The 13,834-nt window shown below is 33.2% G+C and carries 12 protein-coding genes; 1 reads left to right on the top strand and 11 read right to left on the bottom strand.

Going from position 1 to position 13,834, the window contains the following annotated elements; all coding sequences use genetic code 11:
* Positions 1-64: 64 nt before the first annotated feature.
* The gene (locus NZ841_02835) at positions 65-1,114 is read left to right on the top strand and encodes a hypothetical protein (GenBank protein MCS7201692.1); all 1,050 of its coding nucleotides are present in this window, start codon (positions 65-67) and stop codon (positions 1,112-1,114) included.
* Between the two features lie 49 nt (positions 1,115-1,163).
* Here the strand turns inward: NZ841_02835 and NZ841_02830 are convergent, their stop codons facing one another.
* From NZ841_02830 to NZ841_02780, 11 genes are all read right to left on the bottom strand, one after another.
* A complete protein-coding gene (locus NZ841_02830; GenBank protein ID MCS7201691.1) occupies positions 1,164-1,835 on the bottom strand; it encodes a carbohydrate binding domain-containing protein in 672 nt (223 codons plus the stop codon).
* Between the two features lie 74 nt (positions 1,836-1,909).
* Positions 1,910-3,013 carry a carbohydrate binding domain-containing protein gene (locus tag NZ841_02825; GenBank protein ID MCS7201690.1) on the bottom strand — a complete coding sequence of 368 codons (1,104 nt, stop codon included), beginning with the start codon at positions 3,011-3,013 and terminating at the stop codon, positions 1,910-1,912.
* A 126-nt stretch (positions 3,014-3,139) separates the two neighbouring features.
* The gene (locus tag NZ841_02820) at positions 3,140-4,180 is read right to left on the bottom strand and encodes a uroporphyrinogen decarboxylase family protein (protein ID MCS7201689.1); all 1,041 of its coding nucleotides are present in this window, start codon (positions 4,178-4,180) and stop codon (positions 3,140-3,142) included.
* A gap of 14 nt (positions 4,181-4,194) precedes the next feature.
* A complete protein-coding gene (locus tag NZ841_02815; protein MCS7201688.1) occupies positions 4,195-6,243 on the bottom strand; it encodes an alpha-glucuronidase in 2,049 nt (682 codons plus the stop codon).
* A gap of 11 nt (positions 6,244-6,254) precedes the next feature.
* A complete protein-coding gene (locus tag NZ841_02810; GenBank protein MCS7201687.1) occupies positions 6,255-7,634 on the bottom strand; it encodes a hypothetical protein in 1,380 nt (459 codons plus the stop codon).
* Positions 7,635-7,650: 16 nt separating this feature from the next.
* Positions 7,651-9,381, bottom strand: a complete 1,731-nt coding sequence (locus NZ841_02805; protein ID MCS7201686.1) for an ASKHA domain-containing protein — start codon at positions 9,379-9,381, stop codon at positions 7,651-7,653.
* On the bottom strand, positions 9,374-10,018 hold the full coding sequence (locus NZ841_02800) for a corrinoid protein (protein MCS7201685.1): 645 nt from the start codon (positions 10,016-10,018) through the stop codon (positions 9,374-9,376). The genes NZ841_02805 and NZ841_02800 overlap by 8 nt, the downstream gene beginning before the upstream one ends.
* 11 nt (positions 10,019-10,029) lie before the next feature.
* On the bottom strand, positions 10,030-10,992 hold the full coding sequence (locus tag NZ841_02795) for an ABC transporter ATP-binding protein (protein MCS7201684.1): 963 nt from the start codon (positions 10,990-10,992) through the stop codon (positions 10,030-10,032).
* A complete protein-coding gene (locus NZ841_02790) occupies positions 10,989-11,981 on the bottom strand; it encodes an ABC transporter ATP-binding protein (protein ID MCS7201683.1) in 993 nt (330 codons plus the stop codon). Before NZ841_02790 ends, NZ841_02795 begins: the two co-directional genes overlap by 4 nt.
* A 4-nt stretch (positions 11,982-11,985) precedes the next feature.
* Positions 11,986-12,846 carry an ABC transporter permease gene (locus NZ841_02785; protein MCS7201682.1) on the bottom strand — a complete coding sequence of 287 codons (861 nt, stop codon included), beginning with the start codon at positions 12,844-12,846 and terminating at the stop codon, positions 11,986-11,988.
* Between the two features lie 14 nt (positions 12,847-12,860).
* Complete coding sequence (locus NZ841_02780) at positions 12,861-13,832, bottom strand: ABC transporter permease (protein ID MCS7201681.1); 972 nt, start codon at positions 13,830-13,832, stop codon at positions 12,861-12,863.
* Positions 13,833-13,834 lie beyond the last annotated feature (2 nt).

Raw genomic sequence — 13,834 nt, 5'->3', positions numbered from 1 at the left:
GTGATTTAAAACTCTTAAAAACAAAATTTAAATTATCTTCATTAAGAAAATAGGAGGTGCTAAAATGAAAAAATTGATTTTGCTTTTTATCTTATTATTTTTTATTATTGTTCCGGCTTATGCTGTTACTGCAGGTTTTAACATTAGATTATGGCCACAAGAAAAATCATATTTTGAATCTACAGGAACTGTTATTTGGTCTTCGGTTTCTCGCCAGAATGTTTCTGCTTTATTTGGATTAGGTTTTGGTTACTGGAGTGGAGGAAGTCTAGGTTGGTGGCAACAACATGAAATAACTTTATCTCAAATTGCAAACTTGTTAGATTTAACTTTAGCAGTGAATAGGCTGAGTGTTCCTGGAACAAAATTGGTGGGAAGAATGGGACCAAGTTATAAATATTATCCTTTTTTAGGAGCTCTCAGTGGGGGAACAGGGATTAGAGCAGTATTAAATACTCCTTTAAAAATTACCTTGGCTTATGCTCCTACTACCACCGAGGGTAAACTTTATACTTATACTCAAGGAACATTAGTGGTAAGGGCGGACACAAATTTTAAATTTGCAAATATTCCCATTAACATATGGGGAATTTATAAATCTGAATTCTTTACTGGTGGATCTCCTTATGGTACTCCGAATACTTATACTTCGGTACTTTCCTTTGGAGGAGAAATCAAGCCTTTTTCAAATTTGGAAATATATGGAGAATATGCTTCGAGTAATCCAGTTAAACCTGCATGGGTAACTGCAAATTGGGTGTTAGGAGCTAAAATAACTCAAGGATTACCTATAGGGACTTTCTCCCTTGATCTTAGTTATAACGATATAAATGGAACAGTTCTTATAGGTTCTGCAAGTATCCCCTTAGGAACTCTTGGTAAAATAAATGCATGGATTGGATATAGATCTACTGTAGAATTTGCTCAGGATCCAAATCTTGCGTGGTATATAGATCTTACAACTTTAATTGGACCTGCAACTAATATTTTGAGGGCTTATTATAGATATGATCCCTCTGAGCGATGGTTTAGAGCAAGAGTAATAACTTCCTCACCCACACCTGTAGATCAAGAAAAATTTGTTGTGGAAAATTCAATATCCATAAGTTGGTAATTTAATAAAAAGCCCCTCCAATATGGAGGGGCTTATAATGTTCAATCTTTTATTTGATATACTTAGATATAAGGGTTAATAGCTCAGGATTTAATTTAAAGGAGGATCCTTTTTCTGTTATAACTAAATCATCAATATAAAATGTAAGATTCGCATTATCAGGAGCTTCTATATATAAAGCTAAATCCTCAATTATTGCACCTGATGGTATACTGTATGATCCTCTAAACTCTGTCCATTTTTTATTAGGTACAAATTGAGCTCTGATCCAGTTATACTGAGTACTTTCGTCAGTACTGTATTTTCTTCTCATAGTTAAGATCATTCTTTGATCAGTTCCACTTTCTTGGTAAATCCAGGTTGAGATATTATAAGTTTTTCCAGGTTGCAGGATATTTTTTAGAGGTATTTGGGCTCCATGCCATCCAGCACTTCTTCCTTCAACGTAAAGACTAAATTTTCCAGAACGAGCGACTTTTTCAGAAATACTTATCTTTACCCCTCCTCCAAAAGGTTGCCATCCTTCTTCCCCTGTTTCAAAAGTGGTTAAGAGAATAAGTCCTTTTATTTCTTCTGCCTTTGGAATTTGAACTTCAGTCTTAGGAATAGGTTCAGAGGGAGCTGGAGAAGTTGATGGTACTTCTATTGGTCTTGCGCATCCTGTAATAAAAAGAGAGTATAAATAAATAACTATCAAAATAAATATACTGTACTTTTTCAAAATTTTTCCCCCCTTAACTTAAATTCTTCTCCCCTGGGACTATATTATCCCAGGGGAGAGATATAGTAATTTTTTTAAGGTCTTTCTACAATAGCAACATCATCGATATAAAATTCCAATGAGGCATTTGGAGATTCCACATAAAGATCGGCTCTTATTGTATCTGTTTGTGTTCCTAAATTCGCAGGAAAAGTATATGTTCCTGAGAGGAGAGTCCATGTATTTGTGGGTGTAGGGTGTCGCCATACTATGGTATCCCATCTTGTACTACCATCTTGTAACTTTCTTTCCATAGTTACAGTAAGACTTTGAGTGTCTCCCGTACTTTGATATCCCCATATGTATATACGATAAGTTTTTCCTGGAGTGATAGTATTTACATTACTTGCATATAGTGTTATTGCAGGTCCCTTCCAGGTAGCATCTCTTCCGAAGACTCTTAAGGAATATTGTCCTGTGTTTGCTACAGTAGAACTTCTTTCGATGGAACATCCACCTCTTCCATACCAAGCTCCTGTTCCTTCTTCAAAGGTTGAAATAAGGATAAATCCTTGAACACTTGCTGTTGCAGGAGTACTTTCTCCATAAGCACTATATGCTGTTACTCTATATTCAAGTAGAGTTAAAACAGGAGGTGTTTCCTCATGTTGAGTTATATTTGCACCAACAGTTCCAATAAGCTCCCAATTTCCTCCTGGAAGCTTTCTATAGATTTTAAATCCCTCCTCGTCCTCTGAGTTGTCTTGCCAACTTAAAACAATCTTATTGGGGAATTGTACTACAGCTTGCAGATTGGAAGGAGGATTTGGAGCACCAGGAGCTAATGTAGTTGCTGATGCCTCATTAGAATATCCGCTATTTCCTGCAGAGTTATAGGCATATACTCTATAATAATATGTAGTTGCGGGATTCAGATTCGTATCAGTATAAGTTGTAACATTGGCACCTACACTTCCAATTAAAGTGTATGTTCCATCAGTGGTTTTTCTTTCGATTTTAAATCCGTCCTCATTATTTGAATTATCCTTCCAAGTTAATCTTATTTCCGTTTTAGATAGCGCTTCCGCTTGTAAATTACTTGGTGCCGCCGGTGGTTTTAAAGGAGGTTGACATCCACTAATAAGAGAAACTATCAGTAAAATAGCTAAAAACTTAATTAAATTTTGGTGACTTCTCACAACTATCCCTCCTTTAGAAAATTTTTAAAAGATAGAAATTTTAAATCTCACCTCCTTTTACCTAACAATTGCGCAACCGTTTTATGTAAATTATACCATGAATTTTTTTAGTTTTAAATAGAGATTTTAAATTCCTACTATCTCAATTAAAGCTCTTATATTTTCTTCAGGAGTTCCTGGAGATACTCCTCCTCCTGCAGAAAGAATAAGTCCCCTTTTTGAGGAGAATTCTTTTAATATATCTTTAGCATACTTTTTAACGTCTTCAGGAGTTCCCTTTACTAGCACGTCTAAAGGAGGAATATTTCCCATAAGACAAATCTTCCCTTGGGTTTTTTCGTAAACATCCTTTATGTTTTGAAGATGGGTGAAATTAAATATATTTATCCCTAAATCAGGAAGATATTTATAAAAGACAGGGTTATTTGTGTCGTTGTGATAGATTTTTACGGGAAAATTAAAATAAGAAAAAATTCTTTTCAAGGATGGATGGCAAAATTCTAGATAATCCTCTTCAGAGAAGAATCCTACTATGTCGTCTAATACAAGAATTCCCTCGGAATCTCTTAATATTTCTATTTGAGCAGAAAGCCAATCAATAACTAGATTAGTGGTAATATCAATAAGTTTTTTTGCTTCTTCAGGATATATTTTTACTGATATTAAAAATTCAGATACTCCCATAATATGGGACGCAATGGCAAAGGGACCTCTTGATGCAACAATCTTTATAAATTCTCCCTTTTCTTTTATTTTAGGTTCTACATATTTGTAAAATTCTAAAATAAAGGGCATAAAACCATCGGTTTTAGGATTTGGAGTTTTTATTTTTTTTAAATATTCTCCTAGATCATCCGCAGAAGGAATAATGGGATGAATATTTGGTGTAGAGTTCTCATTAAAAGTAATTTTTGCTCCAAAACCAGAAGGTTCCTGAGCCATTCCATATTCTACCCAAAAGTCTGGAATAAAAATTATCTCAGGAAATCTTCTTTTAATCTCAAAATAGGAATTTAGCCATATTTCAGGAATTGCATAAAACTTCAAATGGGAAATACCGAGAAATCCAGGAATCCATGGGCTATCAACAATTAAACCAATAGGAATTTTATCTAAAGGTTTAAGATTTGCACAATTTAGTATTATTTCCCATTGTTTTTCGTTCATTTACTTTTTCCTCCTCAAGGATAAATTTTTCTTCCCTTTTCATCGGGAATTCCTGTTTTTCTATAAAAATATGTGTTGATTACATCCCTCCATTCCTTGGCATGCCAAATTTGTTGGTTTAATTTTTCTAATACCCTTTCAAATTTGCTTTTTTCAATTTTCCCTTCAAGTTCTAGCCATTTCTCTTTTAAGATTTCTGTCTCTTCCGCTCCTTCAAAGTGGGAATCGTATATAAATTGTAATAGGGTTTTTCCCGATTTTAGCTTAAAATCATAAGGAACTCTGTGGAAAAACAATATTAACTCCTCAGGACATTTTTTAATGTCGTCAAAAATTTCCCTCCAGGGAGAATAATACTGAAGGGTAAAGCCTGTTCCGCTAGAAGTTCTATCAACTCCTATAGCTTTAAAATCCGCTCTATGATATGTTCCCCAATGAGAATATTCATATCCTTCTGGATTTGGACCATAATGGCTGCCAGGATTTACCATCCATCCTAAACCAAGAGGAGTAGTATATTTCTCATATATTCTATGAGAATTCAAAAGCATATACGAGATATTTTCAATGACTTTTTTATCATCCCCAAAGGTTAATCTTATCCATTCATTCACTATCTTTTCTACGTTTTCGTCAGGATTCCATGAGAGCCTTCCAAAAGTCCAAAGATTTGCTTGAGCTAAATCATGTCCTGTCCAGTTTATACTATCTCCAATATTGGAAACTCCAGCAAAACCGTAATTTTTATTACTAAATACTTTTCCCTCAAGAATTTTTTTAACCGTAGATCCTTCTCCCTTTGCATAAGTATCAAACTCTAAAATCTCTTTCCATAAGGTTCCTAAATAGCAGAGATGAATCTGTTGACCAGTATATTCCTGAGTTATCTGTAGTTCAAGAATTTGATTTGTTTTTTCTAAAGCTCCAAAAAGAGGAGAAACAGGTTCTCTTACCTGAAAATCCATGGGCCCATATTTTATCTGCAAAATAACATTATCATCAAAGACCCCATCTAAGGGTTTAAAATTATCATATGCAGCTTTAGCTCTATCAGTTTTTGTATCTCTCCAGTCTTGCATGCAGTTATATACAAAGGCTCTCCAGATTACATGTCCATTAAAGGGAGCAAGAGCTTTTGCTAGCATATTTGCTCCATCTCCGTGGGTTCTTCCGTACATATGGGGTCCTGGGTTAAACTCTGAATCTGCTTTAACTAAGAATCCACCAAAATTAGGTATAATATTATAAATTTCTTCTGCCTTTTTCTTCCACCATAAAGCTACTTCGTAGGAGAGAGGATCCGCAGTACTTAATCCTCCCAAATATATAGGAGAGGCAAAATTTATAGAAAGATATATTTTAATTCCATAACTCTCAAATATTTTTGCAATTCTTAGAAGCTTTTTAAGATAATGTTTCTCAATCAATTCTACTTCCTTCTTTTTAACATTTACATTATTTAGAACTATAGCATTTATTCCTATAGAAGCTAAAAGTCTTGCATAATCTTTAATTCTCTCAGAATATATGATCTTGTTGTCCTTAAAGAATATAGAATTTCCTGCATATCCTCTCTCAATGGTTCCATCCAAATTATCCCAGTGATTTATCATCCTGAATTTTACTTTTGGATTTTCAAAAGTATCTAAACTAGTAATTTTTTCCTTTAGCCTAATCCTCTTTATAAATTCAAAGACTCCATAAATTAAGGAATTTAAACTCTTTCCTGTAATTATGATTCTTGGAATATCCTTTGAATTAATATGTTTTATTACAAATCCCTCATCGTTAATTAGATTTTCCAAATCTTTTGCTATTCTAAATATTTCTTTTATTTTCTCAAGTTTTCCAATAATAATTGAAGGTTTTTCTATAAAATTCTTATAAAATTTTAGGTCTATATTTAAAGAATTTTGAAAGAAGAGCTTAAGTTCTTCAACACACGGTTTTATATTATAGTAATTTTCAAGTATAACAACGTTTTCCCATTCTTTATATTCTTCTCTATTTTCCAGAGGCTTATATTCTAACCAGCACATATCATACTTTTTGAAATTTTCCATAATTATCACCCTTAAAATCCATATTCTTCTTTTAAGAATAGATCTTTATAATTCTCGCAAATCCTTTCAAAAATTTCTTCATAATTTTGGGGTAGACTTTCCAAATCTTCTTGAAGCTTATAAAGCCAACTTTTTTCTCTTGCCTTGATTTCTATCTCCCCTTTTTCCAAAGAATCCTTTAGGATAGAGATAGCATATTTTCCTAACTCTAATGTTCTTTGATAATTATTTTCTACACTTACAATTTTCTTTGCGGATTCATAGGCAACATCTAAACTCATTACTAAAGCTTGAGGATCTAAATAAATATCAGATAAGATAAATAAATCCCTTAGATTTTTTTCAAAACCTGTTTTTAATGCAGTATTCATTAATCTACAATCATAAATAAGAATTTCTGTAAATACTTCAGGAGCAAATCCCGAAAGAAGTCTTACATCCTGAACTGATTCATTACTCCATAGATCACAAGCATAGGATGATATATTTCCAAGAGGAGAGGAATGGGCACAGGCACTACTTTTTCCCTCCATACTTATGGGAACTCCTGTTATTATTTTTAGGATAGGATTCTCATAGCCACAGTCCTTTAAGGGACCTAAAGCTCCCATCTCAATGGCAATTAGAGAACGTGGAGCACTCATTAAACGAACCACAGACGCTAATACTTTAGGTAGCATGCCTTGATGGGAAAGTTGCATAGCTGTATTAGCAAAGCCACATGCAGTATCTCCTCCTGGTATTACATTGTATTTTTTTGAAATCTTCACAATATTTTCCCACAAAAATTCCATGTCCCTTTCTGCAAGAACTCCTAGGGAAAAGACTATTCCCTCTAAATCTCCTTCTAATAATGCTCTATCATGGATTTCTTTTCCTCCGGTGCTTTCTATGGATAATATATCCGCTCCTTCCTTTGCACATAATTCAAAGGACTTAAGCATGATTTCCGTTAATTTTCCTGTTCTCATTTTGGGTGGTCTTTCTTGATCTCTAATATCCGCTATTGTAACTCTCAATGCAGATTTCAGACCGTATTTATTATTAAATTCTTCCATTATTTTTTTAATATCAGAGGTAATAATTGCTCCCCATTCAGGATTCTTTGTAAGCTCATAAAGATGTTCAAATTCTAAAACCAATGATTCCTGCTCTAATTCTACTGCTTTATTCAATATACGACTTACCATATCTTTAAATCTCTTTCTAACTTCAGATATGTTATTCTCATTAATGCTCATAGGAGGAAGGGTAAAATTAACTTCAGGCAAAACCTTTCCTTTTCCTATCTCTACACCAAAACCACATTCTAAAGGATACTTGGCCCTTCCAAAGACAACTTCATCCTTTGATAAATACGCTAATTCTCTAAAAGTTTTCCTTGTTACCATAGAAATCCTCCTTCTTTTAAAAGTACATAAATTCCACAAAATAGTCTTGAAAATCCTTTCTTCCTGAAAGCTCTATATAGATAATTTCTTTTCTTAGTTTTTCTGCCAAATCTATAAAGTCTTTGTTAAGAAGAACTAATTCCGCACCTTTTCCTGCGGAGTTTCCTACAAAAATAATTTTTTCAGGATTAATAGGAGGCAATAACCCAATTCTTAGAATGCTATCTTTATTTAAATAGTTTCCAAAGGCTCCTGCTAAATATATCTTATCGATATTATTAAAAGTCGTCTTTGCATCCTTTAACAAAATTTCTATTCCCGTTCTTATAGCGGATTTTGCAAGCTGAAATTCTCTTATATCCCTTTGGGTAATTTTTACGTCTCCTAGGGAAAAGTATTCCCCTTTATTAAATCTTCCTGTTTTATCAATAATATTAAGATCCAACATTACTTTTACTGCATCTATTATTCCTGAACCACAGATTCCTTCTTCCTTTTTATCTCCTATAACGCTGAATTTCACATCATTATTTTCTAACCAAACACGATTAATAGCTCCTTCCTTTGCTATCATTCCAGAGCTTATATGTCCCCCTTCAAAGGCAGGTCCTGCTGCTGTAGCACAGGAGAATATTCCCTTCTTGGTTTTTAATACAATTTCTCCATTGGTTCCTACGTCTACAAACAATATATTTCCCTTCTCCTTCCATAATCCTATTGCTAAAATTCCCGCTATTATATCTCCTCCTACATATCCCGAAATATTAGGTAGAATATAAACTTTTGCAAAAGGAGAAATATTAAGATCTAAATCTTGAGAATCTAAGATCATTCCTGAAGATATTACAGGAACATAGGGAGAAACAGAGATATATTCTGGATTTATTCCCAAGAGAAGATGAACCATAGTAGGATTTCCTGCGATGGAAAAGGCATATATGTCCTTTGGAGATAAGTTATTTTTAGAGCAAATAGTTTCTATCATCTCTTTAAGGGAAGAAAGAATTGTTTCTTTTAAAATTTTTATTCCATCCTTGGAATTTATAGCATAGGTTATTCTTGAGATTATATCACTTCCATAAAAACTCTGGGGATTTAAATAGGTAATTATATCTATTTCTTTGCCTCTTTTTAAATCTAAAAGATATCCTACTAAAGTCGTGGTCCCTATATCAAAGGCAACTCCTAAAGGAGAATCAAATTCTTCCTCTCTTATATCTATAATCTCATCTTCATATATAACTAATTTACCTTGAAAATTATTTTCCCTTAAAAACCTTGGAATTTTTCTTATAAGATTTATATTTTTAATTTTTAAGCCCTTTTTTGCCCTTAATAATCTTTCTGTATCAGAAGTTTGATCATAAAGATTAGGCAAAGGAAGGGAAAAACTTTGAATAGAAATTACTGGATTAAACTCTAGATTTAAATCTAAATTAAATCGATAAATAATATCTAATTCTTTTATTCTGTTTAATACTTCTATTTTAATATCCTCTTTAACTCTTATCTGGCAGGCAAGTCTTATTCTCTTTTCTATTTCTTCTTCTGTTAAGATTCTTTTTTCCTTTAAAGTAAGAGGAGAAGGATTTCCTTCTTTTACTAGTACTTTGCATTTTCCACACCATCCTTCTCCTCCACAGTAGGAATTTATCCCTATTTTATTTTTTTGTAATACTCTTAAAAGATTTTCTTCTTCAGAAATGTATATTTCAATATTTTCAGGATATATTGTTATTTTAGGCACTTTTTATTCCCAAGAGATTATCAACTAATTCTACAGCAGAACTTGCAGAATCTGCGTATCCATCTGCACCTATCTCCTTTGCAAATTCTTCGGTAACAGGTGCTCCTCCCACAATTACCTTAACCTTATCCCTTACTCCTTCTTTCTCTAGAGCTTCGATAGTTGTTCTCATATAAGGCATAGTTGTGGTTAATAAAGCGGACATTCCTAATATATCAGGATTATGAGTTTTAACTGCTTCTACAAATTTTTCAGCATCCACATCTATTCCTAGATCAATTACTTGATAACCTGCTCCTTCTAGCATCATTGCAACAAGATTTTTCCCTATATCATGTAGATCTCCTTTTACAGTTCCTATAACTACCTTTCCTTTTAAAATTCCTTGAGATTTTGCAAGCAGAGGTTTTAATAAGTTCATTCCTGCATGCATTGCTCTTGCGGAAATTAGAACTTCAGGAACAAAAATTTCATTATTTTTAAATCTTTCTCCTATTACTTGCATTCCTGCAAGTAGTCCCTCATTTAGTATTCTCTCAGGAGGTATACCTTCTTTAATTGCTAATTCTACTAATTCCTGAACCTTTTTTCTATTTCCCTCTATTAAGGCGGATGCAATCTCAGAAAGTTCCACCATTTTTGGTCCTCCTATCTATAGAGTAAGCATTTAACTTTTCTACCGTTAGCTTCAAAATATGGAATTTCTTCCTTTGTACAATCATCCATAACAAAAGAACATCTTTTTGCAAATTTACATCCTTTCAATAAGAATTCCTCTTCTTCAAAAGCAGAAAGAGAGATTTGTTTTTTCCACTTCTTTTTGGGATCAGGCTCTGGAATAGATTCGTAAAGAACCATTGTGTATGGATGTTTGGGGTTCATTAGTACCTTTTCTACTTCTCCCAATTCTACGATTTCTCCTCGGAACATAATAGCTATCTTATCACTTATGTAATATGCAGTGGCAAGGTCATGGGTTATATATATGACACTCACGTTATTTTTCTCTTTTAAATCCTTAAAAAGATTTACAATGGACATTCTTAAGGAAGCATCTATCATGGATACAGGCTCATCTGCGATTAAAAGAGAGGGCTTTGTTATTAATGCTCTTGCTACTGATATTCTTTGAAGCTGTCCTCCTGAAAACTCGCTAGGATACTTATCTATAACTTCTTCTCTTGATAATCCTACTGATCTTAAAGCATTATCTACTATTTCGTCCATATTTTCCTTTGTGATATTAAAATTTTCTAAGGTTTCATATAAGTAGCTAGAGACTTTTCTCAAGGGATTAAAAGTTTCAAAGGGGTTCTGGAATATTGCTTGTACCTCTCTTCTAAAGAAATTTCTGTTTTCTTTATTTAAACTTGTTATATCCTTTCCTTTGTAGATTATTCTTCCTGAGGTGGGCTCATGAAATCCCAAAATTATTCTTGCAACAGTAGTTTTTCCACTACCGCTTTCTCCTGCTAAGGTAAATATTTCTCCTTCTTTTATCTCGAAGGATACATTGTTCACTGCAACAATTTTTATTCTGGAAAAGATATTTCCTAAAGTAAATATCTTTGTTAAATTCTCAACTTTTAGAATATAGTTATTATTTGTCATGAATCTACCTCCTTTGAATATAGGAAACATGCAACCTTATGTTGAGGTTTTATCTCCACAAATTTTGGAACATTTATTTTACATTCTTCCATAGCATAGTTACATCTTGGATGAAACTTACAGCCTGATGGGGGATTGGCAAGGGACGGGGGAGTTCCTGGGGCACTTACTTTATAAGATTTATCCCCTATCTTAGGTAAAGATCTTATTAAATATTGGGTATAAGGATGAAGAGGATTTTCATATAATTCTTCTGTTTTTGCCTCTTCAATTATATTTCCTGCGTACATAATTCCAATCCTATCGGATGTTGTTGCATGAACTCCCATATCATGAGTAACAAGAATTATTGTATTATTTAAAATACTCTGAACAGACTTTAAAAGTTGTAATACTCCCCTTTGGGCTACTACATCTAAGGCAGTAGTTGGCTCGTCTGCAATTATTACTTTCGGGTTTAAAAAGGTTGCCAAGGCAACGATTACCCTTTGCCTCATACCACCCGAGAGCTGATGAGGGTAGGCAAATAAGGTTTTTGAGGGTAAGCCTAACATCTTAAAAAATTCAAATAATGAATTTTCCATCTTCTCTTTTTCATCCTTTGCTACATGAGCTCCAATAAAGTCCCAAAAAGAATCAATAATTTTTATAACGGGATTTAAAACGTTCATAGATCCTTGAGGAATATAGGAAATAAATTTCCATCTCAGATCTTGAATCTCTTCTTCAGAAAGGGTAAATATACTGATAAACTCTCCATTTTTTCTATAAAAAACATTACCATCAATAAGAGTTAATGGGGGTTCCAACATACCATATAATACCTTCACTAAAGTGCTTTTTCCACAGCCTGATTCTCCTGCTATTCCATATATTTCATTTTCTTCAACTTCTAAGGAAACCCCATTTACTGCTTGAACTATTTGCTTTCTTCCATAAATGTCTAATATATAAAAGGATTTTAGATTTTCCGCTTTTAGTATCGCCATTTTTTCACTCCTTTGCTATTCCTATTCTTTGAATTCTTGTTCTAGGATCCGAATATTCACTTATACTTACGGAAAGAAGATATAAACTTATGAATAAAAACACTGAAATTACAATGGGAGTTAGTAGCCACCACCAAATGCCAAGAAGCATAGCTTGATAATTTATTGCCCAGTGAAGGGTTGTTCCAAGGGTAGGAATGGCAAGATTTGATAATCCTAAAATAGATAATGTTACTTCTAATCCTATACTCCATCCCATATTGTTAATTACTGTGGAGAACACTAAAGGAAGAACAAAGGGGAAATACTCTTTTATTACTAAATTTAGAGTTGAATAACCTGACAAAATAGAAGTATATGTAAATTCTCTTTCTCTCAAACTTAGAACCTGAGCTCTTATTAATCTTGCATCCCAAGGCCATCCAAATATCCCAAGAAGAATACCTAAAGAAAATAAACTTAAATGACCTTTTATTAGAGAGGATATCAATATCAATATGGGAAGAAGAGGTAAGATAAGGAAACTATCACTTAAGAACATTAAAAATCTATCCACTCTTCCTCCTAAATATCCTGCAACTAATCCTACAATTATAGCAATTATTCGTGAGAATAGTGCTGCAATTACTGATATAATAAGAGAATTTCTTATGGCAAAGGTTGCTTCCCAAAAGACATCTTGTCCCTTTGAGTTTGTTCCTAAGATATGTTGAAAAGAAGGAGGAAGATCCCGTGGAAAAATATTCCATCTTGTGGGATCATAGGGACAAAAGAAAGATAAAAAGGCTAAGAATAAAAGGATACATATAACTATAAAGCCAAATCTAAATTTCCCATCTCTTAAAAGATCTCTTAATACATTCACTTTTCTTTCTCCTCCTATCTATACCTTATTCTTGGATCAAATAATGGGTATAAAAGATCTATAATTAAAATAAAGGTTGCAATTCCAATAATGGATATGGCAGTTATTCCCATTATTAAATTATAATCTCCAGTATTTATTGCGTTATAAAGTAAAGTTCCCATACCAGGATAGGAAAATACAATTTCTGTTATTAGTGCTCCTCCAAAGATTTGACCCATAGAAAGAGCAAGACCAGTAATCTGAGGAAGCATAGCATTTCTTATGGCATATTTGAAAAGAAGGGTTCTGTTTCTAACTCCTCCCGCCTTTGCAAAAACAATAAAGTCTTCTCTTAGAACATTTTGAACTATTAATCTCATGGATTGAAGGGTAACTGCAATTCCTAGGGTCATCATGGATAAGAGAGGAAGGAAAGCATGTCTAATAAGTTCTGTAATAAATCTTAAACTAAAGGATGGGGTAGAACCTATACCAAAACCTCCTGCTATGGGAAAAAGTTTTAAAAAATATCCAAAGACGAGTAATAATATAAAAGCAAAAATATAATAAGGAATTGGGCGAATAACCATAGCTATATTTTCCAAAGCTCTTGCCCATCTTTTTTGATAAAAGAAACCGCATAGCCCTCCCAAAATATTTCCTATAAGCCAAGATAAAAAGGTCGATATACTTAAAAGTCCTATAGTCCAAGGAAGAGAATCTCCAATAAGCTTTATAACAGGAACAGGAAATCTAAAAAATGATGGTCCAAAATCACCTCTTAAAAATCTTCCCCAGAAAGTTAGATACTGTTGCCATAACGATCCTCTTAGTCCATAAAGATCCTTTAGAGTCTCGGTTAATTTTTCTATAGCCTCTGGATCCATATAAGTTCCCATCATAGTTATAGTGTTAATCATTTGTTGAACAGGATCTATAGGGCTTAAACGGGGAACAATAAAAACAATGGTAAGTCCTACAAATATTACAAGGAAATAACTAATAA

This window comes from Dictyoglomus sp. (assembly GCA_025060475.1).
Taxonomy (GTDB): Bacteria; Dictyoglomota; Dictyoglomia; order Dictyoglomales; family Dictyoglomaceae; genus NZ13-RE01.
The sequence above is the reverse complement of the archived record's forward strand: the minus strand, read 5'-3'. Positions and strand labels throughout refer to the sequence as shown.

Coding starts and splice junctions, on each gene's coding strand:
- NZ841_02835 (MCS7201692.1), top strand. CDS start 65: ATGAAAAAATTGATTTTGCTTTTTATCTTATTATTTTTTATTATTGTT.
- NZ841_02820 (MCS7201689.1), bottom strand. CDS start 4,180: ATGAACGAAAAACAATGGGAAATAATACTAAATTGTGCAAATCTTAAA.
- NZ841_02815 (MCS7201688.1), bottom strand. CDS start 6,243: ATGGAAAATTTCAAAAAGTATGATATGTGCTGGTTAGAATATAAGCCT.
- NZ841_02810 (MCS7201687.1), bottom strand. CDS start 7,634: ATGGTAACAAGGAAAACTTTTAGAGAATTAGCGTATTTATCAAAGGAT.
- NZ841_02800 (MCS7201685.1), bottom strand. CDS start 10,018: ATGGTGGAACTTTCTGAGATTGCATCCGCCTTAATAGAGGGAAATAGA.
- NZ841_02795 (MCS7201684.1), bottom strand. CDS start 10,992: ATGACAAATAATAACTATATTCTAAAAGTTGAGAATTTAACAAAGATA.
- NZ841_02790 (MCS7201683.1), bottom strand. CDS start 11,981: ATGGCGATACTAAAAGCGGAAAATCTAAAATCCTTTTATATATTAGAC.